The organism is Streptomyces sp. NPDC102258, assembly GCF_055584685.1.
The window spans coordinates 51,587-72,968 of sequence record NZ_JBVJLO010000023.1 but is presented as its reverse complement, the minus strand read 5'-3'; the positions used below and the strand labels follow the sequence as shown (position 1 = coordinate 72,968).

Below are 21,382 nucleotides of genomic sequence, written 5' to 3'. Positions count from 1 at the left end.
GTGTCCAGGCCCAGGGCGTAGCCCTCCCACATCAGCGCGGTACGCCCCTCGATCTCCAGGTGCTTCAGCTGCCCGAACCGGCCGTCGGCCACAGCCTCCCGCAGGTGGACGTTGGCGGGGCGTTTGTACTTCGGATACAGGGAATCGAAGCCGTCGGCGTTGAAGTTGTGGATCACATACCGGACCCGGTCGTCGCTGGTGAACGACACCTCGGCGACCCTCGCTGCCGGCATGCCCTGCGCGGTCAGCCGGACCATTTGGGCCCGCCGCCAGTCACCACCGGCCCGGTGCCCCTGCGGATGATCCGCAGCAGCCGCCGTCCCTCGTCATCATCGATCGCGCGCGCCTGCACCCGCTCGGCCATGTCGAAGAGCCTGGACCGAACGCGCTGGCCGGGAACGAGTTCCGGCCAGCGCGCCGGGCACTGCGATCTCGTGTCAGCTCAGATGCCGGGCGAAGAACCTCAGCGAATTGTCCACTTCGAACGACGGCACATCCCCGTGCTTGCCGGGGTTGGCATGCAGCGTCTTCTCAGCCGAGGCCAGGGCATCGAACAAGGCCAGGCTCTGGTCCCGCGCCACCATCTGGTCGTCCCACTGGACCAGGAACTGCACCGGCACGGTGATCCGCGCGGCGTCCTCGGCCAGCCCGTGGACGCCGAGCAGGCCCAGCACCGCGGCGCGGATCCGGGGCTCTGCGGCAATGAGCGGGATGCCGAGCCCGCACCCCATCGACATGCCGCAATAACCCACCGGGCCGACGCCGACCTGATCGAGGCGCTGGACCGCGGTCAGGACCGTCTGCCAGTCCGCGACGGCCTGACCGGCCAGATAGCCATGCATGCCGGCGACCAGCACGCCCGGATTCTCACCGGCGGCCATGCTAGCCCGCATCCCGGCCGCGATCCGGCCGAATTTCTCGTCCTTGGGCCGGTCACCGTGGTTGGGCGCGTCGATTGAGACGACTGCGAAACCCTCGGCGGCGTAGCCGCGCGCGCGGGCCACGGTGCCAGGGGTCATCTTGTGCTGCCCGCCGCCGTGGCCCAGCAGAATCAGGGGACGAGTACCGCAGGCGTCTTCCGGCGTCCACAGCACGCCGGGGATCTCGTCAAGGATGAAGAACTGTTCGGTGACGCCGTCTGACGACGTCTGGGAGGTGAAGCGCATCAGCGTTTCAAGCCTTTCGGGATGCCTTGTGCGGGCGCTCCCTAGGCCATGCAAAGGAGGGAGGCCCGACCTGTGACAGTGTTGATCGGTCTCACCTCCTCGATTTCGCAGTGGTGCACGGCGGCGCCGAAGGTATCACGAAGATCATCACTCGTGCTTTGCCCGAGTGAACGTTGCCTGCTGCGGCACTAGCTCAGGGGCCGACGTATTCGTACACGCCCCCGTGAGGGTGCCGCAGCACCGCTCGGTGGCCGTTGGGGGTGGGTTGCGCCGGCATCACCACGGTGGCACCGGCTGCAATGCCTTCTTCGACGGCGGCGGCCAGATCTGAGACCGCCAGGGTGGCACTCACCTGGGCGACCCTGCGCGCTGCCTCGTCCGGACCGCAGAACAGAAGGAAGGGCCCGACGCTCGCCAGGCACACACCGGCGAAGCCGAAGCGGTCGGCCGCCTCGCCGGTCAACCGCTCGTAGAAGGGGATGGCCGCCTCCAGGTCGTCGACGCGCTGTCGCGCGACCACTGAGTTGATCGTCATCGGCATGCTGCAGTACCTCGTCCGTCAGGGTCTGTGGTCAACACCGTTGGGCCTCTCGCAGTCGTTGTTCTGAGCCCGGCGTGGCCGGCGCCGTCCGGCGCCGGCCACGCCGAGTCCACGAACGGTCAGCCATCGCCGCGGCTCTGCCAGGCTGCGCGCTGGCGCAGCGAGATCCGGTTGCCGTCGGGGTCCACCGCCTCGATGCGGACCCCGTACCCGTAGTCCTCCGGTTCGGGCTGGTCGAACGTCACACCGCACTCACGGAGCACCTCGAAGTCCGCGCGCAGGTCGTCCGACTCGAGGAAGACCGGGCCGGGTGTGGTGCCGGGCTGAAGCTCGGCGGGCTGCCCGGCGGCCGCGGTGTGAGGCCAGAGGATGATTTCGAGCGGGCTGCCGGGGACGCCTATGGTGAGGAAGCGTCCGTCAGGTCCCGGGTAGTCGATGCGTTTCTCCAGGCCGAGCTGGTCCGTGTAGAACCTCAGCGCGCGCTCCTGATCGGTGACATAGAGCGTCACGTACATGATGTTCGTCAGCATGGTGCTCCTTCAGCGGTTACCTGAGCCCCTCCGGGCCCGTCATCACTCATGACGGAGCGGGTTCAGGGAAGGTAACAACATGTTCGATACCGGCTCGGCGGACCCGGTGGCGCAGGCGTTCGAAGCCCAGCGCGACCGGCTGCGTGCGGTCGCCCAGCGCGTGCTCGGATCGCACGCGGACGCCGAGGACGTGGTCCAGGAAGCCTGGCTGCGGCTCTCCCGCCAGGACACGGCCACCATCGACAACCTCTCCGGCTGGCTCACCACCGTGGTCGGCCGGATCAGCCTCGACGTCCTCCGGTCACGCCAGACCCGCCCCGAGGCACCCCTGGACGACCGTCTGCCCGACCTCGTGGTGACGCTCGACGACGCTCCCGCCCCGGACGACGACGCGGTGCTCGCCGACTCGGTCGGACTCGCGCTCCTCGTCGTCCTCGAATCGCTCCGGCCCGGCGAGCGGATGGCGTTCGTTCTGCACGACCTGTTCGCGGTGCCCTTCGACGAGATCGGCCGCATCCTCGGCAAATCCACCGACGCCGCCAAGATGCTCGCCAGCCGCGCCCGCAGAAAGGTCCAGGCAGCCGAGCAGCCGGCCAGCGCACGCCGGGAACAGCGCCAAGTGGTTTCCGCCTTCCTGGCGGCCGCCCGCGGTGGAGACTTCGAGGGTCTGCTGCGCGTGCTCGACCCCGAGGTGCGGCTCACCGTCGATACCCCCGGCGGCTTGGTCGTCACCCTCGGCGCCACCAAGGTCGCCGCCGGCGCGCAGCTGGCCGCCAGCGCGGCCACCCAGGGCCGGGCAGCCCTCGTGGGCGGCCTTCCCGGAGTTATCTCCTGGCGCGAGGACGGGACCCCTCTCTCCGTCCTCGCGTTCACCGTCACAGACGGCCGCATCACCGCCATCGGCGCCGTGGTCGACCCGGCCAAGCTCGCGCGGATGAACCTGCCGGGCCCGACGTGAGCAGCTGTGCCCCGCCGCCCCTGTGACGCTCGACCAGGGCACCGCGTCCGGCTTCGCGCATGATCGGCCGGACAGCTCCTGAACGCGCACTCGTCGAACCCGCAGCGCCCGCAGCACGGCGCAGGTGACAACGACCCGCGACATCGTGCGCGCGGCTCCGGAGCCGGTCCCGCGGGTGCAGGCCCGGTGGTATTACTTCCCAAGCACACACAGGATCCCGTTCAAGACCTGACGCCGGCCCCGCACCGGACGACCCATCCGGGGCGGAGCCAGCAACGGCCCGATCGCGTCCCAGGCCTGATCAGTCAGTTCATGACGTCGCACCACGAACGGCGTAACGGCAAATCGACATCGCGGACACGCCCTAGGGCACGAGGACGATCTTGCCCTGTACCCGGCTGGTTTCGCTGAGGTCGTGGGCCTTCGCGGCCTCGGTGAGCGGGAAGGTCTCGGAGATCGTGGGACGTACGCCGTGGGTGTCGACGAGTTCGGCGAAGGCGGTCAGCACGGCGGGTGTCGGCTCCAGGAAGAACTCTATGAACCGCACGCCGAGTTCGGCGGCGCGGGCTGTCACCTCGCTGCGGTCCACGCCGACGCCGACGACGTCGACCAGGATGCCGCCCGGCTTGAGGGTGGGCAGTGAGCGCGGGCCGTAATCGTTGCTGATGGTGTCCAGCACCGCGTCGATGCCGCGTAGGGCCGAGAAGTCATCCACCGTGTAGTCGATCAGTTCGTCGGCGCCGAGACCGCGCAGGTATTCGTGCTTGGCGGCGCGGGCCGTGCCGACCACGTACGCGCCCCGAGCCTTGGCGATCTGTACGCCGAGGTGGCCGACCCCGCCGGCCGCGCCGTGGATCAGCACTCGCTGCCCGGGCTGTACGTCGGAAAGGGTGACCAGGGCCTGGTAGGCGGTGAAACCGGAGATCGGCAGGGCGGCAGCGCCGACGTGGTCGAGGGTGCGCGGCTTGGGCGCGATCCGGTCCTCGCTGACCACCACGTGGTCGGCGTGGCTGCCGTGGGGCGGGACGGTCCAGCCGTAGACCTCCTCGCCCGCCGCGAAGCGGGTTACGCCTTCGCCGACGGCCTCCACCGTGCCGCTGAATTCGTGGCCGAGCACGAACGGCGGCGGGCCGAAGAAGTCCACCTTGCCGGCGCGGACCTTCCAGTCCGCGGGATTCATGCCGGTGGCCCGTACCCGGATCAGGGCCTCGCCGGGGCCCGGCGAGGGGAGGGGTATCTCGGCGATTTCCAGCACGTCGGAGCGGCCGATGGCCTGCTGTGTGATCACCCGTGTCGTAGTCATGCGGATCATTCTGAGTCCGATGATCATGGGAGGAAAGCGGTTTCGCCTGCAGCCGAGTGCTGTTGCTGCCGCGTTCGACCACATTGCGCTGCCGTCGGGCCGCGGCAGAACGTATCGCGGCAGACGACGCCGCAGTGCTGGCGGACCGGAGCGCGCCGGCATCGGGGCTGACCATCGAGCGGCTGACCGTGCCCGTGCCCGGCGTGGAGCCGCTCGCCGTAGTGGGCGGTCTGCGGCTGGTGGAGCGGGATCAGGCCGTGCGGGGGTGGGCGTACGTCGCCTTGTCCTGGCCGGCCGGGCTGCGGGGCGGCGCCAACCTCTCCGGGGACGGCGTCATCCGCCACGGCGTGCCCCACGCCGCACCCGGGGAGGAGCGCGGATGCGTACGGCATGGACCTGGCGCGCAGCCCGTGCGGGGGTGGCCGTCTGATCCGTAGTGGGTTCAGCCCGGGCGGGGGTCCGCCGCCGCGAAACGCTGGCGGCGGGATCCCGCTGGGGCCTGTCTGACAAATGATCACCTGGCTGGTTCGCGGGGCCGGGGGATTGGAACGCCGCCTTCAACACCGACGACACCGAACTGCTCCGCGAGGACACAGCCGCAGCAGCCGCAGAACCAAGCACCAACTGAACCAGTCGTTCCGGTCCAGTTTCCTTGGCCGGATCGCCCTTGAAGCGTGAGCGCCGTAGTCGGCCAGACCGGCCAACTACGGCGCTTAGTCATCTACGTGCTGGTCAGCGGCTGTGCCTGGCGGGCGCTGCCGCCATGCTTCGGGATATCGAAGTCCACCGCGCACCGCAGGTTCCTGATCTGGTCGCGGGCAGGAGTGTGGGGCCGGCTCCACGAGGAGATCTTGCACCGGCTTGACGATGCCGGCCTGCTCGAAACCTCTCCCGCGTGGTCCTCGACTGCGCCCACGTCAGGGCTAAAAGAGGGGCGAACTCACAGGTCCGAGCCCCGTGCAAAAGGCGCAGGGACAGCCTGGGACCCCACGCCATGCGCACCGACCCCGCGCTCCGACCGGCTATCGCCCCACCCGACCGTCAAGCGCGCGGGCGTGACGCCGTACGGGAGCCGCCTCGCCGCAGTGCCCGCTCCGGTGGCGGGGTAGTGCGGGCACTTTTCGGCGTGCCAGTGACGGTTAAACGCCCGCCCCTGCCCGGCGATGTCGGGCAGGGGCGGGCGGTCAGGCGGCGTGGCCGCCGTCGACGGAGAACTCGGAGCCGGTGATGTACGCGGCTTCGTCTCCGGCGAGGAAGACGACCGTGTCGGCGATCTCCCGCGGACGGCCGAACCGCCCCAGTGCCGTCATCGCGGCCTGCGGAGCCGCGTAGGGCCCATCGGCCGGGTTCATGTCCGTGTCCACCGGCCCGGGGTGAACGATGTTGGCGGTGATGCCCCGTCCACCGAGCTCACGGGCGAGGGCCCTGTTCAGTCCGGTCAGCGCGGACTTGCTCATCGCATACAGGCTCCCCCCGGGACCCGGCACGCGGCGGGTCATGCAGGAGCCGATGGTGATGATCCTGCCTCCCTGACCCATGTGGCCCGCTGCCGCCTGAGAAGCGAGAAAGACACCCCGTACGTTGACCCCGAGCACGCGGTCGACATCGGCCAGGGTGAGCTGCTCCAGCGGGGCGAGGACGCCGACACCCGCGTTGTTGACCAGTACGTCGAGCCGGCCCAGTGAGTCCTTCGCCCAGTCCACGGCGCCCGCAACGTCACCGGCGTCACCCGCGTCCGCCTTCACGGCGATGCCCCGACGGCCGAGCGCCTCGACCTTGCCGATCACTTCTGCCGCCGCCGTTTCGTCGGCCGCATAGGTGATGGCGACATCGGCTCCCGCCTCGGCCATCGCCACTGCGATCGCCGCACCGATACCCCGGCTACCACCCGTCACCAGTACCGCCTTGCCGTTCATGCATCCTCCTCGTTTGGTTGCTGATTCAATGAAACGGGAAGGTGCCCGCAGGCACTGGCAGGAATCCGACCTGGCGTTCCGCCGTGCCCGGGTCCATCTCGCTCAGGTACCGCCGAGAGGGAGTACGCCGAGGTCACTGCGTCTCGGCGCCCGCGACGTGCGCGCTGTCTGACCGCTTCGTCCAGTATCCCGAGGTCCAGGCCACCGGCTACCGGGACGTGGAGGACGCGCCTGTGATCCCCGGGACCGACGGCTTCCAGGCGCTGATGGACGTGCGGGGTCGGTCTCCGGTCATGTCAGGAACGTACGAGACCGGCGAAGTCCGGGCGCGGCAGGCTGGTGACGCCGGCCGAGGGCCTGAGAGGCCGCTCCTGGTTGCCCGGCCTTGAGAGACGATCAACAGCTCCGACCTCGCCCTGGAGACCGCCGACGCCGTCGTGGTCCACGGGGTCGGCGGTTCTTGGCCCCCGGGCGGTAGTCCGGGACCGGTGCCACGAGGTTGGGGAACACGGGCGGGACAGGTGAGGTGGGCGCGGATGTTCCTGAACCGGCGGCGGACCCGGGCCGGGGTGAGGCGTTCGGGCTTGGCCGGCTTCTCCCAGGGGCGGCGGAGGTCGGCGGCCAGCGGCCGGGCGGGGCGGAGCTGGGTGTGGGCGACGACCAGGAGCCAGGTCCAGCGGTCCGCGGCCTCGGGAGTACGCAGTTTCGGGGTCGTCCAGCCCAGCGTCTGCTTTACAAAACGGAACCCCGACGGATCCGACGGCAACTCGCAGCTCGTGGGAGCGGTTCTGGGCCAGGTGCGCGACCGGATGCGGGGGCTGCACGAGGACGGCGTGGCGGACCTGGCCGTGGTCGTGACGGCCGGCCTGGAATCGCTTGGCCGCGTTGATGCCACGTGGTGGGACCCGGAGACCTCCGAGCGCATCTGGGGCCTCCTCGGCCCGCTGTTCGAGGAAAGGAAAGGCTTAGGGGAACATCAGCGGAAGGAAAGAAACGGAATCCATGTGACCGGTTCTTGTCCCGGTGGCGGCGAGGAATTCACCAACGTCTGAACAGCGTCGAGTTGATCTCTGATGATGCCTGTGGGGAAACTGGCCCCGATCTCTAGGTCGTCAGGAGAAACGAGCCATCGTGCGCAAGGTACTCATCGCCAATCGTGGCGAAATCGCTGTCCGTGTTGCTCGGGCCTGCCGGGATGCCGGGATCGCGAGCGTAGCCGTCTACGCCGATCCGGACCGGGATGCTCTGCACGTCCGAGCGGCGGACGAAGCTTTCGCGTTGGGCGGTGACACCCCGGCCGCCAGCTATCTGGACATCGCCAAGATCCTGCAGGCCGCCACCGATTCCGGTGCGGACGCCATCCACCCCGGATACGGCTTCCTCTCCGAGAACGCCGACTTCGCCCAGGCCGTCCTGGACGCCGGCCTGATCTGGATCGGCCCGCCCCCGCAGGCCATCCGCGACCTCGGAGACAAGGTCGCCGCCCGCCACATCGCGCTGCGCGCCGGCGCACCCCTGGTCGCCGGCACCCCCGACCCCGTCTCCGGCTCCGACGAAGTTCTCGCCTTCGCCGAAGAGCACGGCCTGCCCATCGCGATCAAGGCCGCCTTCGGCGGCGGCGGCCGCGGACTCAAGGTCGCCCGCAACCTCGAAGAAATCCCCGAGCTCTACGACTCCGCCGTCCGCGAGGCCGTCGCCGCGTTCGGCCGCGGCGAATGCTTCGTCGAGCAGTACCTCGACAAGCCCCGCCACGTCGAAACCCAGTGCCTCGCCGACACCCACGGCAACGTCGTCGTGGTCTCCACCCGCGACTGCTCCCTCCAGCGACGCCACCAAAAACTCGTCGAGGAAGCCCCCGCACCGTTCCTGAGCGACGCCCAGAACGCCGAGCTCTACGCCGCGTCCAAGGCGATCCTGAAGGAAGCCGGCTACGTCGGCGCCGGCACCGTCGAATTCCTCGTCTCCGCCGACGGCCTGATCTCCTTCCTGGAGGTCAACACCCGCCTCCAGGTCGAACACCCGGTCACCGAGGAAGTCACCGGCATCGACCTCGTCCGCGAAATGTTCCGCATCGCCGACGGCGAAGAACTCGGCTACGAAGACCCCGCCCTGCGCGGCCACTCCTTCGAGTTCCGCATCAACGGCGAAGACCCCGGCCGCGGCTTCCTCCCCGCCCCCGGCACCGTCACCCGCTTCTCCCCGCCCACCGGCCCCGGCGTCCGCCTCGACACCGGCGTCGAAACCGGCTCGGTCATCGGCCCCGCCTGGGACTCCCTCCTCGCCAAACTCATCGTCACCGGCGCCACCCGCGAACAGGCCCTACAACGCGCCGCCCGCGCACTCGCCGAGTTCGACATCGACGGCATGGCCACCGCCATCCCCTTCCACCGCGCCGTCGTCACCGACCCCGCCTTCACCACGAACCCCTTCACGATCCACACCCGCTGGATCGAAACCGAGTTCGTCAACAACATCCCCGCCTTCGTGGTCCCCCCCACCGAGGACACCGAAGACGAACCCGGCCGCGAAACCGTGGTCGTCGAGGTCGGCGGCAAACGCCTCGAAGTCTCCCTCCCGTCCTCGCTCGGCATGACCCTGGCCCGCACCGCCGCGGCCGGCGGAGCCAAGCCCAAGCGCCGCGCCGCGAAGAAGTCCGGCCCGGCCGCCTCCGGCGACACCCTGGCCTCCCCCATGCAGGGAACCATCGTCAAGGTCGCCGTCGAGGAAGGCCAGCAGGTCAACGAAGGCGACCTCATCGTCGTCCTCGAAGCCATGAAGATGGAACAACCCCTCAACGCCCACCGCTCCGGCACCATCGTCGGCCTCAACGCCGAAGTCGGCGCCTCCCTCACCTCCGGCGCCACCATCTGCGAAATCAAAGACTGACACGCCCGTTCTACGGAACGGATGCGGAAGGCGGTACCACCGGACCACCCGGGGGTACCGCCTTCCGGCATGTCAGGGCACCCGCGCGAAGGCCCGTACGGGCATCCGAGCGTGTCCCGTCCGGCCCGGCCGGTGACGTCCCGCTTTTAGTTCCTCTGTAGTTCCTTTCACACTTCGCTGAATAATGCGCGAACCCGTGACGGAATATCACCAGGGTTTGAATAGCAGCGCATTGTTGCTTTCTCTTTCATCGCGGAGACTATTAACAGCTTCCGCTGAAAGGAACCTAGAGATGTCTGAGGAGAGGTACATGGACGCTGCCGTGATTGTCGTGGGCGCGGGTCCGGCCGGGCTGACGCTCGCCGGTGAGCTGCGGCTCGCGGGAGTCGATGTCATCGTTCTGGAGCGACTTCCCCAGCGCACGGGAGAATCCCGTGGCCTCGGGTTCACCGCCCGCACGATGGAAGTCTTCGACCAGCGGGGCATCCTGCCCCGTTTCGGTGACGTCGAGACGAGCAACCACGGGCACTTCGGCGGGATCCCGGTCGACTTCTCCGTGCTCGAAGGGGCCCTCCAGGCCGCCAAGACGGTGCCGCAGTCGGCGACCGAGACGCACCTGGAGGAATGGGCGACCAGCGTCGGCGCCGACCTGCGGCGCGGACACGAGGTGCTGTCCATCGACGACGACGGTGACGGGGTCTCCGTCGAGGTCCGCGGACCCGGCGGCGTCACCACGCTGCGCGCCGCCTACCTGGTCGGATGCGACGGCGGGCGCAGCATGGTGCGCAAGGCGGTCGGTTTCGACTTCCCCGGCACGGCCTCGACGATGGAGATGTTCCTCGCCGACCTGAAGGGCATCGAGCTGGAGACCCGGATGATCGGGGAGACGCTGCCCGGCGGCATGGTCATGGTCGGCCCGCTGCCCGGCGGCATCACCCGCATCATCGTGTGCGAGCGCGGCACCCCGCCGCGCCGCCGCCAGAGCCCCCCGGAGTTCCAGGAGGTCGCGGACGCCTGGAAGCGGCTCACGGGCGACGACATCTCGCACGCCGAGCCGGTGTGGGTGAGCTCGTTCGGCGACGCCACGCGGCAGGTGACCGAATACCGGCGCGGACGGGTGCTGCTCGCGGGAGACTCCGCGCACATCCACCTGCCGGCCGGCGGCCAGGGCATGAACACCAGCATCCAGGACGCCGTGAACCTGGGCTGGAAGCTCGCCGCCGAGGTCAACGGCTGGGCGCCGCAGGGCCTGCTGGACACGTACCACACCGAACGGCACGCCGTCGGCAAGCGCCTCCTGATGAACACCCGGGCACAGGGCCTGCTCTTCCTCAGCGGCCCGGAGGTGCAGCCGCTCCGCGACGTGCTCGGCGAGCTGATCGGGTACGAGGACGTCGCCAAGCACCTCGCCGCCATGGTGAGCGGGCTGGAGATCAGCTACGACGTCGGCTACGGCGACCACCCGCTCCTCGGCCGGCGCATGCCGCACGTGGAGCTGACGATCGGACAGCGCCGCAGGACGAGCCGGGAACTGCTGCACTCGGCCCGCGGAGTCCTGCTCGACTTCGAGGACAACGCACGGCTGCGCTCCCGGGCCGCCGGCTGGGCCGACCGCGTCGACATCGTCACCGCCGAGCCGGGCGAAACGGCCCCGGCGAGCGGGCTCCACGGAACCTCCGCCGTGCTGATCCGCCCCGACGGCTATGTGGCCTGGGCCGCGCCCGGCAGCCACCACGACCTGCCGATGGCCCTGGAGCGGTGGTTCGGCAAGCCCCTCGCGGTCTGAGACCAGCCCGCACCGACCCCGCAGACGCAGTCACATCAGCCGGACCACTGGAGACACAGACCCATGGCTACCACCCAAGCAACGATCGCCCGGCCCAGCGCCGGTCCGGCCGAGGAGCGCCGCGCCGTCGTCGCCGCGGCCCGCACGGTCTTCGCCCGCGAGGGCTGGACGCACACCGCCGTCGACGCCGTGGCCGAGGAAGCCGGGCTGGAGCAGGGCACCGTAGAGCACTACTTCAAGGACAAGGAACAGCTGCTGCTGTCCGTCCTGCTCGACGGCGCGGCCTCCGTCGCCGCCGCCCTGACCGTCATCGCCGAGGACCACCTCGTCGACGTCACGGACCTGGAGCGGGACCTGACCACCCTCGGGCGCGCCTGGCTCTCGCCGCTCGCCGTGTTCCCCGAGCACTTCGCCGTCGTACGCCACCTCAGCGCCGAGATCGTCCGACTCCCGGGCGGCGTGGTGGAGATGTGGCAGACCTCCGGCCCGCGGCAGGCACAGCGCGAGCTCGCACGCCGGCTCCAGCGCCTCGGCGACGCCGGACTCCTCGACATCCCCGACAGCGACCACGCTGCCGGCCGATTCATCCAACTGGTCGCGGGTGGCGTCGTCCAGGCCTCGTTCCACGGCGCACTGCCGCTGTCGGAGTTCGAGACCGACTCCCTCGTCACGGCCGGTGTCGCGGACTTCATCCGCCTGTTCAGCCCCGCGACCGCGCGCTGACCCCACGGAAGAGAGAAGACATGCACAGCACCCTGATCGTGGCTCGGATGGACCTGGCGTCCAGCACCGAGGTCGCCAAGCTCTTCGGCGAGTTCGACTCGACCGAGATGCCGCACCGGATGGGCACCCGCCGCCGCCAGCTGTTCTCGTACAAGGGCCTGTACTTCCACCTGCAGGACTTCGACGGCGACAACGGCGGCGAGCTGATCGAGCAGGCCAAGTCGGACCCCCGCTTCGTCGGCATCAGCCAGGACCTCAAGCCATTCATCGAGGCCTACGACCCGCTGACCTGGCGCTCGCCGGCCGACGCGATGGCCACCCGCTTCTACGACTGGACGGCCTCCAAGTGAAGCCGCTCCGCCACGACATGATGGGAGGCCACCGCTAGTGGGCCGCCGTGTAGTGATCACCGGTGTCGGTGTGCTGGCACCCGGAGGAATCGGTGCCAAGAACTTCTGGAGTCTGCTGAGCGAAGGCCGCACAGCGACCCGGGGCATCACCTTCTTCGACCCCTCCTCCTTCCGCTCCCAGATCGCGGCCGAGGCCGACTTCGACCCGGAGCTGCACGGGCTGACGCCCCAGGAGATCCGCCGCATGGACCGCGCCGCGCAGTTCGGCGTGGTCACCGCCCGCGAGGCGCTCGCGGACAGCGGCCTGGACCTGGCCGGCTTCGACCCGCACCGCACCGGCGTCACCATCGGCAGCGCGGTCGGCGCCACCACCGGACTCGACAACGAGTACCGCGTGGTCAGCGACGGCGGCCGCCTCGACCTGGTGGACCACTCGTACGCGCCCCAGCACCTCTACAACCACTTCGTGCCGAGCTCCTTCTCGGCCGAGGTGGCCTGGGCGGTCGGCGCGGAGGGCCCGGCCACGGTGGTGTCCACCGGCTGCACCTCCGGCCTGGACTCCGTCGGCCACGCCGTCGAGCTGATCCGCGAGGGCACCGCCGACGTGATGATCGCCGGCGCCACCGACGCCCCGATCTCGCCGATCACCATGGCGTGCTTCGACGCCATCAAGGCGACGACCCCGCGCAACGACGACCCCGAGCACGCCTCGCGGCCGTTCGACAGCACCCGCAACGGCTTCGTACTGGGCGAGGGCTCCGCCGTGTTCGTCCTGGAGGAGCTGGAGAACGCCAGGAAGCGCGGCGCGCACATCTACGCCGAGATCGCCGGCTACGCCTCCCGCTGCAACGCCTTCCACATGACGGGCCTGCGCCCCGACGGCCGCGAGATGGCCGAGGCCATCCGCGTAGCCCTCGACGAGGCGCGGATGAACCCCGAGTCGGTCGACTACATCAACGCGCACGGCTCGGGCACCAAGCAGAACGACCGGCACGAGACGGCCGCCTTCAAGCTGAGCCTCGGCGACCACGCGTACCGCACGCCCGTCAGCTCCATCAAGTCGATGGTGGGCCACTCGCTGGGAGCCATCGGCTCCATCGAGATCGCGGCGTCCGTCCTCGCGATGGAACACAACGTGGTGCCGCCCACCGCGAACCTGCACACCCCGGACCCGGAGTGCGACCTCGACTACGTCCCGCTCGTCGCGCGCGACCACCGCACCGACGCGGTCCTGACCGTCGGCAGCGGCTTCGGCGGATTCCAGAGCGCGATGGTGCTGGCCCGTCCTGAGAGGAGCGCGTCATGAGCGCCAAGGCAGTGATCACCGGTATCGGCGTCGCCACCCCCAACGGGCTCGGTGTGGAGGAGTTCTGGGCCGCCACCCGGGTCGGCAAGAACGCCATCGACCGGATCACACGCTTCGACCCGTCCTCGTACCCCTCCCGGCTGGCCGGCGAGATCCGCGGGTTCGAGGTCGAGGAGCACCTGCCGAGCCGGCTGATCCCGCAGACCGACCGGATGACGCGGCTCGCGCTGGTCGCCGCCGACTGCGCCTTCGAGGACGCCGGCGTCAAGCCCGGGGACATCCCCGAGTACGAGATGGGCGTGGTCACCGCCTCCACCTCGGGCGGCTTCGAGTTCGGCCAGAACGAGCTGAAGAACCTGTGGAGCCAGGGCAGCCAGTACGTCTCGGCCTACCAGTCCTTCGCCTGGTTCTACGCCGTCAACAGCGGCCAGATCTCCATCCGCAACGGCATGCGCGGCCCCTCCGGCGTCGTCGTCAGCGACCACGCCGGCGGCCTCGACGCCATCGCGCAGGCCCGGCGGCAGATCCGCAAGGGCAGCAAGCTGATCTTCTCCGGCGGCTTCGACGCCTCGATCTGCCCGTGGGGCTGGGTCGCGCAGATCGCCGGCGGCCGCCTGTCCACCAGCGATGAGCCGGAGCGCGCCTACCTGCCCTTCGACCGGGCGGCCTCCGGGTACGTGCCCGGTGAGGGTGGCGCGCTGCTGATCCTGGAGGACGAGGAGACCGCCCGCGCCCGCGGCGCGCAGAACGTCTACGGCGAGATCGCCGGGTACGGGGCGACCTTCGACCCGAAGCCGGGCAGCGGCCGCGAGCCGGGCCTGCGCCGCGCCATCGAGGCGGCCCTGGCCGACGCGGGCGTCGGGCCCGGCGACGTCGACGTGGTCTTCGCCGATGCCGCCGGCACCCCGCGGCTGGACCGCGAGGAAGCCGACGCGATCACCGCGGTCTTCGGACCGAACGGGGTCCCGGTCACCGCGCCCAAGACGATGACCGGCCGGCTGTACTCCGGTTCGGCCCCCGTGGACGTGGTCTCGGCCGTCCTCGCCATGCGCGAGGGCCTGATCCCGCCCACCACCAACGTCGAACTCTCCCCCGAGTACGCGATCGACCTGGTCACCGGGCAGCCCCGCACCGCTTCGCTGCGCAGCGCCCTGGTGCTGGCGCGCGGCGTCGGCGGCTTCAACTCGGCGGTTCTGGTGCGCGCCCCGCACTGAACGCCGTACGGGACGGCGTCTGCCGTGACGCCACTGCCCTGACCGGCGGCGGGCCGCCCGTCCCCCCCACCCCCGTACTTCTTCCGCCCCGTTCCGGACCGCCCCGCACCGCGCGGGCCGTCCGGGGGGCGGCACCCACGACGCACCGACGAGAGGCAAGGAAGCACATGTCCAAGCAGGAGTTCACCACCGAAGACCTCAAGCGCATCCTCCTTGAGGGCGCGGGCGCCGGCGACGGCGTCGACCTCGACGGCGACATCCTCGACAGCGACTTCGAGGAGCTCGGCTACGAGTCGCTCGCGCTGCTGGAGACCGGCGGCCGCATCGAACGCGAGTACGGCATCTCGCTCGACGACGACATCTTCGCGGACAACCGCACCCCGCGGACCCTGGTCGCCGCCGTCAACAGATACCTCCAGGACCTCGTCACCGCCTGATCGCCCTTCCCGGATTTTGGAGTACTGAGACATGTCGCAGCAGGACAAGCGGGTCGCCCTCGTCACCGGCGGCACCAGCGGAATCGGGCTGGCCGCGGCCCGCCTCCTGGCCGGCTCGGGCCACCAGGTGTTCATCGGCGCCCGCAACGCCGACAACGTCGCGGAGACCGTCAAGACGCTCCAGGCCGAGGGCCTGGACGTCGACGGCACGACCCTCGACGTCCGTTCCACCGACGACGCCATCGCCTTCGTCCAGGCCGCGGTCGACCGCTTCGGCCCCGTGGACGTCCTGGTGAACAACGCCGGGCGCAGCGGCGGCGGAGTCACCGCCGACATCGACGAGAGCCTCTGGCACGACGTCATCGACACCAACCTGAACAGCGTCTTCCGCATGACCCACGCCGTGCTCAACACCGGCGGCATGCGCAACAAGGACCGCGGCCGCATCATCAACATCGCCTCGACCGCCGGCAAGCAGGGCGTCGTGCTCGGAGCGCCCTACTCGGCCTCCAAGCACGGAGTCGTCGGCTTCACCAAGGCGCTGGGCAACGAGCTGGCCCCGACCGGCATCACCGTGAACGCGGTCTGCCCCGGCTACGTCGAGACCCCGATGGCGCAGCGCGTCCGGCAGGGCTACGCGGCCGCGTACAGCGCCTCCGAGGAAGCCATCCTCGAAAGGTTCCAGTCGAAGATCCCGCTCGGCCGCTACTCCACGCCGGAAGAGGTCGCCGGCCTCGTCGGCTACCTGGCCTCGGACACCGCCGCCTCCATCACCTCGCAGGCGCTCAACGTCTGCGGCGGCCTCGGCAACTTCTGAGCCGGCCCGCCGCCCGCCCGCCGCAACGACCCCGAATTCCAAGGAGCATGAGCATGTCGCAGCCCGGCCCGCGCGAGGTGGAGCACGAGATCAGGATCTCGGCGCCGCCCACCGCCGTCTACCGGCTGATCGCCGAGGTGCAGAACTGGCCGCAGATCTTCCCGCCCACGATCTACGTGGACCACGTGGAGCAGGGCGAGGGCACCGAGCGCATCCGCATATGGGCCACCGCCAACGGTGAGCCGAAGAACTGGACCTCGCACCGCACCCTGGACCCGGAGAACCTGCGGATCACCTTCCGCCAGGAGGTCTCCGTACCCCCGATCGCCTCCATGGGCGGCACCTGGATCATCGAAGCCGTCAACGCGGAGGTCTCCCGGGTCCGGCTGCTGCACGACTACCGGGCCGTCGACGACGACCCGGCGGGCCTGGCGTGGATCGACGAGGCCGTCGACCGCAACTCCCGCTCCGAGCTGGCCGCGCTGAAGAAGAACATCGAACTGGTCCACGGCTCCGAGGACCTGACGTTCTCCTTCGAGGACACCGTCCAGATCGACGGCTCCGCGAAGGACGCGTACGACTTCATCAACGAGGCCGACCTCTGGGAGGAGCGCCTCCCCCACGTCGCGAAGGTGCGGCTGGACGAGGACGTCCCGGGCCTGCAGACGCTGGAGATGGACACCCGGGCCAAGGACGGCTCGGTGCACACCACCAAGTCCTACCGGGTGACCTTCCCGCACGAGAAGATCGCCTACAAGCAGGTCACCCTGCCGGCGCTGATGACCCTGCACACCGGCTACTGGACGTTCGCGGAGAACGACAACGGCGTCGCCGCGTCCTCCCAGCACACGGTGACCATCAACACCGAGAACATCGCCCGCATCCTGGGCCCGGAGGCGACCGTCGCCGACGCCCGGGAGTACGTGCGCACCGCGCTCAGCACCAACAGCCGCGCCACGCTCGGGTACGCCAAGGCGTACGCGGAAGCCAAGGCGGTCTGACCGTGACCGGGGACTTCACGCACACGCAGGTGATCGTGGTGGGCGCCGGGCCGGTCGGGCTGATGCTCGCGGGCGAACTGCGGCTGGCCGGCGCGGACGTGGTGGTCCTCGAGAAGCTGACCGCACCGACCACGGAGTCGCGGGCGTCCACCCTGCACGCCCGCACCATGGAGGTACTCGACTCGCGCGGGCTGCTCGCCCGGCTGGGAGAGGTGCCCCGGGAGCCCAACGGACACTTCGGGGGCATCCCGCTCGACCTCACGCTCCCCGGCCCGTACCCGGGCCAGTGGAAGGTCCAGCAGATCCGCATGGAGGAGTTGCTGGGGGAGTGGGCGCAGGACCTCGGCGCGGACGTCCGGCGCGGCCACGAGCTGACCGGACTGACCGTGACCGGGGAGCACGTCGAGGCACGGGTGCTGCGCGCGGACGGGACGACGGCGTCCTTCCGGGCCAAGTGCCTCGTCGGCTGCGACGGCGAGAACAGCGCGGTACGGCGCCTGGGAGGGTTCGCTTTCCCAGGGGTCGACGCGCGGCGCGAGCTGCTGCGCGCCGACGTCGCCGGCATCGACGTACCGAACCGCCGCTTCCAGCGGCTGGAGGGCGGACTCGCCATCGCGGCCCGGCGTCCCGACGGAGTGACCCGGGTGATGGTGCACGAGTTCGGCGCGGCGCCGCGCGGCGGTACGCCGTCGTTCGAGGACGTGGCCGACACCTGGAAGCGCGTCACCGGGGAGGACATCACCGGCGGAACCCCGCTGTGGGTGAACTCCTTCGGCGACGCCTCCCGGCAGGCCTCCGCCTACCGCGACTACCGCCTCCTGCTGGCGGGCGACGCCGCCCACCAGCAGATGCCCGTCGGCGGCCAGGCGCTGAACCTCGGCCTCCAGGACGCCGTCAACCTCGGCTGGAAGCTGGCCGCCCAGGTGTGCGAGCGGGCCCCCGAGGGGCTGCTCGACAGCTACCACACCGAGCGCCACGCGGTCGGCGCCCGAATCCTGAGCAACATCCGGGCGCAGGCCCTGCTGCTGCTCGGCGCGGGCGAGGTCGACGCGGCCCGGCAGGTCATGGCGGAGCTCGTGGGCCAGGAAGACGTACGGGCCCACCTGGCCGGGATGATCGCCGGGCTGGACATCCGCTACGACGTCGGGCCGGGCACCCACCCGCTGCTCGGCCGCCGGCTGCCGCAACTGCGGCTGACCACCGCGGACGGACCCGTCACCAGCACCTCGCTGCTGCGGACCGGGCACGGCGTCCTGCTGCTGCCCGACGGCGCAGGCGCGCGGCTGCGGGACCGGGCGGCCCCCTGGGCCGGCCTCGTCGACACGGTCACCGCCACCGGGGCGGACCCGGGCGCAGCGGCCGTACTGGTCCGGCCCGACGGACACGTCGTGTGGGCGGCAGGGGAGGGCGACGGCGAAGGCGCCGGGCTCACCGAGGCCCTGACCCGCTGGTTCGGCACGCCGGGCAAGGCGGTCGCATCCGCATCATCCGAATCCGCATCACCCGCATCCACATCCGCCGCAGTGACGGCGAAGCGAAGGAGAACAGGCATGGCAGGCAGGCTCAACGGCAAGACCGCGCTGGTCACGGGTTCGAGCCGCGGCATGGGCCGCGCGACGGCCGTCCGGCTGGCCGCGGAAGGCGCCCTCGTCGCCGTCCACTACACGTCGAACGAGTCGGCCGCCGAGGACGTCGTCTCCTCCATCGAGAAGGACGGCGGCCGTGCCTTCACCGTCAAGGCCGAACTGGGCGTGGCCGGCGACGTCCACGAGCTGTTCCTCGGCCTGGAGAAGGGCCTGCGGGAGCGCACCGGCGGTACCGACCTGGACATCCTGGTCAACAACGCCGGCGTGATGGGCGGGGTCAAGGCCGAGGACACCACCCCCGAGATCTTCGACCGGCTCTTCGCGGTCAACGCGAAGGCGCCGTTCTTCCTCATCCAGCGGGCGCTGAAGAACATGCCCGACGGCGGCCGCATCATCAACATCTCCTCCGGCCTGACCCACTTCGCCAACCCGGACGAGATCGCGTACGCGATGACGAAGGGCGCCGTGGAGCAGCTCGCGCTGCACTTCGCGAAGCTCCTCGGCCCGCGCAACATCACCGTCAACAGCGTGGCGCCGGGCATCACCCGCAACGGCAACCCCATGTTCGACATCCCGGAGGCCGTCGAGGCCATGGCGGGCCTGTCCGCCTTCAACCGGGTCGGCGAGCCGGACGACGTCGCCGACGTGGTGGCCTTCCTCGCCACCGCCGAGGCCCGCTGGATCACCGGCTCCTTCGTCGACGCCACCGGCGGCACCCTGCTCGGCTGAACCGCCGGCCCGCGCGGCCCCCCTCCCCACCCGGACCAGACCAGAACCAGGACGAGGACCATGACATCCGTCTCGACCACGACACCGAAACCAGGGCTTCTCGGCCTCTGGGGCCTGCTGTTCGTCCTGGCGGGCAACATGCTCCTCGACGCACTGGAGGTGTCGGTCGCGCTGGTGGCGCTGCCGTCCGCCAGCGACGACCTGCACCTGGCCCCACCCCAGGCGCAGTGGGTGGTGACCGGGTTCGCCGCGGGTTTCGGCGGGCTGCTGCTCTTCGGCGGCCGGCTGGTCGCGCTGCTGGGCCGCCGGCCCGTCTACCTCGCGGCGCTCGCCGTGTTCGCGGCGGCCTCGCTCGCCGGAGCCCTCGCGGACGACGTGTACGTACTGGTCGCCAGCCGCGTGGTGAAGGGCTTCTGCGCCGCGCTGACCGCCCCCACCGGGATGGCGATCATCACCTCCGTCTTCCCCGAGGGGCGGGCGCGCGGCCGGGCCGTCGCCATCTACTCTCTCTTCGGCGCGGGCGGCTTCTCCGCCGGACTCGTGCTGTCCGGGGCCCTCACCGAGGCCAGCTGGCGCTGGGCCTTCGCCTTCCCGGCGCCCGTGGCGCTGCTGCTGCTCGCCGCCGGGCTGCGGCTGATCCCCCGCGACGGCCCGGTGCCGGTCGCGGCCGGCGGGAAGGCGTCCGGCGGCTACAACACCGCGAGCGCGCTCAGCCTCACCGGAGCCGTACTGGCAATGGTGTACGCCGTCACGTCGGTGCCCGGTGCCGGATGGAACGACCCCCGGACCCTGGGCGGCTTCGCCCTCGCGGCGCTGCTCGGCACCGTGTTCGTCCGGCGCGAGCTGACCGGCGGCCACCCGCTGGTACACCTCGAACTGCTGTCGCGGGAGCCGCTGGTGCGCTCCGCACTCGGCGCCGGCGCGCTCAACGGCTCGTACCTCGGGCTGCTCTTCGTAAGCACGCTGCACCTGCAACAGCGGGCTGGCTGGAGCCCGTTGGAGACGGGCCTGGCCTTCCTGCCGGCCAGCGCGCCCCTCGTGCTGACCGCGCTCCACTCGGGCCGGATCACGGCCCGGTTCGGCCCGGCCCGGCTGATCGCCGCCGGCGCCGCGGCCGCGCCGCTCGGATACGCCCTGTACCCGCGCGACGGCCGTGCGGACCTCTCCTACGCCACCGACGTCCTGCCCACGATGCTGCTCGTCGGCGCCGCGTTCGTCCTCGCCTTCACCGCCTTCCACCTCCAGGCCACCGCGGCGGTCCCGGACGGCCGGCAGGCGGCGGCGAGCGGGCTCTACCAGACCGCCGTCCAACTCGGCGCGGCCCTGGTGACGGCGGCGGCCGCCGCGCTCTACCCGTCCGGACCCGGCCGCTCCCTGCTGCTGGTCACGGCCGTCGGACTGGCCGGCTTCCTCCTCGCACTCCGCGGTCTCTGGCCGCGGCGGGCGGTGCCCGGCACCGCCCCCTGATCCCCCACACCACATCTCCACCCATGAAAGGAACAACCATGTCGAACGAGCCTCTGCGGCTTGCAGTGATCAACAGCAGTGTCCGTGAGGGCCGGTTCGGTCCCGTCGTCGGCGACTGGTTCGCCGGGCTCGCCAAGGAGCGCACGGACCTGATCGTCGACGTGATCGACCTCGCCGACCACGACCTGCCCGCAGCGATCTCGCACAACCCGTCCGAGGAGGCGGCCGGGATCCTCGCGAAGATCTCGCCGCGCCTGGAGCAGGCCGACGCCTACGTCGTCGTGACGCCGGAGTACAACCACAGCTTCCCGGCCTCGCTGAAGCACCTCATCGACTGGCACTACACGCAGTGGCGCGCCAAGCCGGTCGGCTTCGTCTCGTACGGCGGTCTGGCCGGCGGCCTGCGATCGGTCGAGCAGCTGCGCCCGATCTTCGCCGAACTGCACGCGGTCACCGTCCGCGACGCGGTCAGCTTCCACATGGCGTGGGACCAGTTCGGCGAGGACGGCAAGCCGAAGGACGAGACCGGCCCGGCCGGCGCCGCCAAGGTGCTGCTGGACCAGCTGGGCTGGTGGGCCCAGGCGCTCCGCGAGGCCCGCGCCAAGACCCCGTACCAGGCCTGACGGGGTGACGGGGGTGCGCCCCGCACGGCGCACCCCCGCCCCC

The 21,382-nt window shown here is 70.6% G+C and carries 20 protein-coding genes and 4 pseudogenes; 16 read left to right on the top strand and 8 right to left on the bottom strand.

Features of this window, described 5'->3' with window-relative positions; translation table 11 throughout:
- Window positions 1-95: 95 nt before the first annotated feature.
- From ACZ6ZT_RS30295 to ACZ6ZT_RS30280, 4 genes and pseudogenes are all read right to left on the bottom strand, one after another.
- Window positions 96-364: pseudogene (locus ACZ6ZT_RS30295) on the bottom strand (helix-turn-helix domain-containing protein); the annotation flags it as partial.
- 73 nt (window positions 365-437) lie between these two features.
- The gene (locus ACZ6ZT_RS30290) at window positions 438-1,166 is read right to left on the bottom strand and encodes an alpha/beta hydrolase family protein (protein ID WP_469723325.1); all 729 of its coding nucleotides are present in this window, start codon (window positions 1,164-1,166) and stop codon (window positions 438-440) included.
- Window positions 1,167-1,359: 193 nt separating this feature from the next.
- Window positions 1,360-1,707 carry a VOC family protein gene (locus tag ACZ6ZT_RS30285; RefSeq protein ID WP_469723324.1) on the bottom strand — a complete coding sequence of 116 codons (348 nt, stop codon included), beginning with the start codon at window positions 1,705-1,707 and terminating at the stop codon, window positions 1,360-1,362.
- Between the two features lie 119 nt (window positions 1,708-1,826).
- On the bottom strand, window positions 1,827-2,237 hold the full coding sequence (locus ACZ6ZT_RS30280) for a VOC family protein (RefSeq protein ID WP_469723323.1): 411 nt from the start codon (window positions 2,235-2,237) through the stop codon (window positions 1,827-1,829).
- Window positions 2,238-2,316: 79 nt separating this feature from the next.
- Here ACZ6ZT_RS30280 and ACZ6ZT_RS30275 point away from each other — a divergent pair, with 79 nt between their 5' ends.
- Complete coding sequence (locus tag ACZ6ZT_RS30275; protein ID WP_469723322.1) at window positions 2,317-3,195, top strand: sigma-70 family RNA polymerase sigma factor; 879 nt, start codon at window positions 2,317-2,319, stop codon at window positions 3,193-3,195.
- A gap of 210 nt (window positions 3,196-3,405) precedes the next feature.
- Here ACZ6ZT_RS30275 and ACZ6ZT_RS30270 read toward each other — a convergent pair.
- Window positions 3,406-3,522: pseudogene (locus tag ACZ6ZT_RS30270) on the bottom strand (IS5-like element ISMra2 family transposase); the annotation flags it as partial.
- A gap of 37 nt (window positions 3,523-3,559) precedes the next feature.
- The gene (locus ACZ6ZT_RS30265; protein WP_469723321.1) at window positions 3,560-4,498 is read right to left on the bottom strand and encodes an NADP-dependent oxidoreductase; all 939 of its coding nucleotides are present in this window, start codon (window positions 4,496-4,498) and stop codon (window positions 3,560-3,562) included.
- Window positions 4,499-4,632: 134 nt separating this feature from the next.
- Between ACZ6ZT_RS30265 and ACZ6ZT_RS30260 the strand changes: the two genes are divergently transcribed.
- Both ACZ6ZT_RS30260 and ACZ6ZT_RS30255 read left to right on the top strand, forming a co-directional pair.
- On the top strand, window positions 4,633-4,935 hold the full coding sequence (locus tag ACZ6ZT_RS30260) for a hypothetical protein (protein WP_469723319.1): 303 nt from the start codon (window positions 4,633-4,635) through the stop codon (window positions 4,933-4,935).
- Between the two features lie 279 nt (window positions 4,936-5,214).
- Window positions 5,215-5,494 (top strand): annotated as a pseudogene (locus ACZ6ZT_RS30255) (transposase); the annotation flags it as partial.
- A gap of 188 nt (window positions 5,495-5,682) precedes the next feature.
- Here ACZ6ZT_RS30255 and ACZ6ZT_RS30250 read toward each other — a convergent pair.
- The gene (locus ACZ6ZT_RS30250) at window positions 5,683-6,414 is read right to left on the bottom strand and encodes an SDR family oxidoreductase (RefSeq protein WP_469723318.1); all 732 of its coding nucleotides are present in this window, start codon (window positions 6,412-6,414) and stop codon (window positions 5,683-5,685) included.
- A gap of 460 nt (window positions 6,415-6,874) precedes the next feature.
- Window positions 6,875-7,159: pseudogene (locus ACZ6ZT_RS30245) on the bottom strand (NF041680 family putative transposase); the annotation flags it as partial.
- Between the two features lie 31 nt (window positions 7,160-7,190).
- On the opposite strand from ACZ6ZT_RS30245, the gene ACZ6ZT_RS30240 reads away from it, so the two are divergent.
- The 13 genes from ACZ6ZT_RS30240 (at window position 7,191) to ACZ6ZT_RS30180 (ending at window position 21,339) form a co-directional block, all read left to right on the top strand.
- Window positions 7,191-7,466, top strand: coding sequence for a hypothetical protein (locus ACZ6ZT_RS30240; protein ID WP_469723317.1), 276 nt, complete (start codon window positions 7,191-7,193; stop codon window positions 7,464-7,466).
- 79 nt (window positions 7,467-7,545) lie between these two features.
- On the top strand, window positions 7,546-9,300 hold the full coding sequence (locus tag ACZ6ZT_RS30235; protein ID WP_469723316.1) for an acetyl/propionyl/methylcrotonyl-CoA carboxylase subunit alpha: 1,755 nt from the start codon (window positions 7,546-7,548) through the stop codon (window positions 9,298-9,300).
- A gap of 310 nt (window positions 9,301-9,610) precedes the next feature.
- A complete protein-coding gene (locus ACZ6ZT_RS30230; protein ID WP_469723314.1) occupies window positions 9,611-11,086 on the top strand; it encodes an FAD-dependent monooxygenase in 1,476 nt (491 codons plus the stop codon).
- A gap of 63 nt (window positions 11,087-11,149) precedes the next feature.
- The gene (locus ACZ6ZT_RS30225; RefSeq protein WP_469723312.1) at window positions 11,150-11,809 is read left to right on the top strand and encodes a TetR/AcrR family transcriptional regulator; all 660 of its coding nucleotides are present in this window, start codon (window positions 11,150-11,152) and stop codon (window positions 11,807-11,809) included.
- A gap of 20 nt (window positions 11,810-11,829) precedes the next feature.
- Complete coding sequence (locus ACZ6ZT_RS30220) at window positions 11,830-12,159, top strand: TcmI family type II polyketide cyclase (RefSeq protein WP_469723310.1); 330 nt, start codon at window positions 11,830-11,832, stop codon at window positions 12,157-12,159.
- 37 nt (window positions 12,160-12,196) lie between these two features.
- The gene (locus ACZ6ZT_RS30215; RefSeq protein ID WP_469723309.1) at window positions 12,197-13,465 is read left to right on the top strand and encodes a beta-ketoacyl-[acyl-carrier-protein] synthase family protein; all 1,269 of its coding nucleotides are present in this window, start codon (window positions 12,197-12,199) and stop codon (window positions 13,463-13,465) included.
- On the top strand, window positions 13,462-14,679 hold the full coding sequence (locus ACZ6ZT_RS30210; protein ID WP_469723308.1) for a ketosynthase chain-length factor: 1,218 nt from the start codon (window positions 13,462-13,464) through the stop codon (window positions 14,677-14,679). The genes ACZ6ZT_RS30215 and ACZ6ZT_RS30210 overlap by 4 nt, the downstream gene beginning before the upstream one ends.
- Window positions 14,680-14,846: 167 nt before the next feature.
- Window positions 14,847-15,116 (top strand): acyl carrier protein, encoded by a 270-nt coding sequence (locus ACZ6ZT_RS30205; protein WP_469723307.1) that lies wholly within the window; start codon window positions 14,847-14,849, stop codon window positions 15,114-15,116.
- Window positions 15,117-15,147: 31 nt separating this feature from the next.
- On the top strand, window positions 15,148-15,933 hold the full coding sequence (gene fabG, locus ACZ6ZT_RS30200; protein WP_469723306.1) for a 3-oxoacyl-ACP reductase FabG: 786 nt from the start codon (window positions 15,148-15,150) through the stop codon (window positions 15,931-15,933).
- 53 nt (window positions 15,934-15,986) lie between these two features.
- On the top strand, window positions 15,987-16,934 hold the full coding sequence (locus ACZ6ZT_RS30195; RefSeq protein WP_469723305.1) for an aromatase/cyclase: 948 nt from the start codon (window positions 15,987-15,989) through the stop codon (window positions 16,932-16,934).
- A 2-nt stretch (window positions 16,935-16,936) separates the two neighbouring features.
- Window positions 16,937-19,249 (top strand): SDR family oxidoreductase, encoded by a 2,313-nt coding sequence (locus ACZ6ZT_RS30190; RefSeq protein WP_469723304.1) that lies wholly within the window; start codon window positions 16,937-16,939, stop codon window positions 19,247-19,249.
- A 60-nt stretch (window positions 19,250-19,309) separates the two neighbouring features.
- Entirely contained in the window at window positions 19,310-20,716 is a 1,407-nt protein-coding gene (locus ACZ6ZT_RS30185) for an MFS transporter (protein ID WP_469723303.1), read from the top strand.
- A gap of 38 nt (window positions 20,717-20,754) precedes the next feature.
- Window positions 20,755-21,339 carry an NADPH-dependent FMN reductase gene (locus ACZ6ZT_RS30180; RefSeq protein ID WP_469723301.1) on the top strand — a complete coding sequence of 195 codons (585 nt, stop codon included), beginning with the start codon at window positions 20,755-20,757 and terminating at the stop codon, window positions 21,337-21,339.
- Window positions 21,340-21,382: the final 43 nt, after the last annotated feature.

What these genes read in the sequence shown, in the direction of transcription:
- ACZ6ZT_RS30265 (WP_469723321.1), bottom strand. Translation starts at nt 4,498, where the DNA reads ATGACTACGACACGGGTGATCACACAGCAGGCCATCGGCCGCTCCGAC.
- ACZ6ZT_RS30285 (WP_469723324.1), bottom strand. Translation starts at nt 1,707, where the DNA reads ATGCCGATGACGATCAACTCAGTGGTCGCGCGACAGCGCGTCGACGAC.
- ACZ6ZT_RS30225 (WP_469723312.1), top strand. Translation starts at nt 11,150, where the DNA reads ATGGCTACCACCCAAGCAACGATCGCCCGGCCCAGCGCCGGTCCGGCC.
- ACZ6ZT_RS30290 (WP_469723325.1), bottom strand. Translation starts at nt 1,166, where the DNA reads ATGCGCTTCACCTCCCAGACGTCGTCAGACGGCGTCACCGAACAGTTC.
- ACZ6ZT_RS30250 (WP_469723318.1), bottom strand. Translation starts at nt 6,414, where the DNA reads ATGAACGGCAAGGCGGTACTGGTGACGGGTGGTAGCCGGGGTATCGGT.
- ACZ6ZT_RS30230 (WP_469723314.1), top strand. Translation starts at nt 9,611, where the DNA reads ATGGACGCTGCCGTGATTGTCGTGGGCGCGGGTCCGGCCGGGCTGACG.
- ACZ6ZT_RS30185 (WP_469723303.1), top strand. Translation starts at nt 19,310, where the DNA reads ATGACATCCGTCTCGACCACGACACCGAAACCAGGGCTTCTCGGCCTC.
- ACZ6ZT_RS30220 (WP_469723310.1), top strand. Translation starts at nt 11,830, where the DNA reads ATGCACAGCACCCTGATCGTGGCTCGGATGGACCTGGCGTCCAGCACC.
- ACZ6ZT_RS30275 (WP_469723322.1), top strand. Translation starts at nt 2,317, where the DNA reads ATGTTCGATACCGGCTCGGCGGACCCGGTGGCGCAGGCGTTCGAAGCC.
- ACZ6ZT_RS30210 (WP_469723308.1), top strand. Translation starts at nt 13,462, where the DNA reads ATGAGCGCCAAGGCAGTGATCACCGGTATCGGCGTCGCCACCCCCAAC.
- ACZ6ZT_RS30205 (WP_469723307.1), top strand. Translation starts at nt 14,847, where the DNA reads ATGTCCAAGCAGGAGTTCACCACCGAAGACCTCAAGCGCATCCTCCTT.
- ACZ6ZT_RS30280 (WP_469723323.1), bottom strand. Translation starts at nt 2,237, where the DNA reads ATGCTGACGAACATCATGTACGTGACGCTCTATGTCACCGATCAGGAG.
- ACZ6ZT_RS30180 (WP_469723301.1), top strand. Translation starts at nt 20,755, where the DNA reads ATGTCGAACGAGCCTCTGCGGCTTGCAGTGATCAACAGCAGTGTCCGT.
- fabG (WP_469723306.1), top strand. Translation starts at nt 15,148, where the DNA reads ATGTCGCAGCAGGACAAGCGGGTCGCCCTCGTCACCGGCGGCACCAGC.
- ACZ6ZT_RS30195 (WP_469723305.1), top strand. Translation starts at nt 15,987, where the DNA reads ATGTCGCAGCCCGGCCCGCGCGAGGTGGAGCACGAGATCAGGATCTCG.